Source organism: Oleiphilus sp. HI0061 (assembly GCF_001635675.1).
Genome location: NZ_LWFE01001480.1, coordinates 1 through 758 on the forward strand (window position 1 = coordinate 1; position 758 = coordinate 758).

A 758-nucleotide genomic window follows, 5' to 3' on the forward strand; every position below is an offset into this window, starting at 1 on the left:
CAACAACTCAGTAGATGGTGCAAGCCTTTCTGACTTAGTGAAGCAAGCAGACCCAGCACTGGATGCTGAAATGCTGGGTAAGCTTAATGCTACTCAAGCGACGGCTCAAGCAATGGTTGACGCGGCGGCTAAAGGCCAAGCTTTTGATGTATTGATCGGTGAAGGTAATACTGCGGGCAACCAAATCGTTCAGAACTTTGTTGATGCACTCGTTGCTCAAGCCAAAACAACTGAAAAGGTCATTCAGGTCTTAGGCCTCAGCAATATTGATTTTGAAGGTTCTGACAGCCTGGACAACCCTTCTGCTGTAGCAGAGTAATTAACAACTAGGTGACGCACCTGTTTATTTACGCCCGCCTAACAAGCGGGCGTTTTGGTAGCTATGAATAAAACCATCTTCGCACTTCCTCTTTTAGCGGTCAGCTTTTTACTCTACATAAATGCTGACTCGACCCTCGCTTCAAATAGCAAACTCCATAGTGCCAGAGAACTCTACCCATCAGGTCAACATAGTGCTGGCCAAAGCAAACAACGAAACAGTTTTGATCATCCCTCCCCCCTTCTGGATATGGAGACAAAGCTCGACTTTAAAATCGGCCGGGCCATCTTTGAAAAAATTTGGGTATTTGCCCCCTCAAGTACGACCGCAAGTGATGGCTTAGGCCCACTCTACAATGCAAGATCCTGCTCCCGTTGCCACGAGAAGAATGGTCGAGGCATATTAAAAGAAGAAGGTAAAACCTCCCCTGCACTATTTC

At 46.7% G+C, this 758-nt stretch carries 2 protein-coding genes; both read left to right on the top strand.

Going from position 1 to position 758, the window contains the following annotated elements; all coding sequences use genetic code 11:
- Positions 1 to 319, top strand: a 319-nt coding sequence (locus A3735_RS23145) for an imelysin family protein (protein ID WP_304440009.1), incomplete at its 5' end; no start/stop codon positions are given.
- A gap of 63 nt (positions 320 to 382) precedes the next feature.
- The coding region (locus A3735_RS23150; RefSeq protein WP_304440010.1) for a di-heme oxidoredictase family protein at positions 383 to 758 on the top strand (376 nt) is incomplete at its 3' end.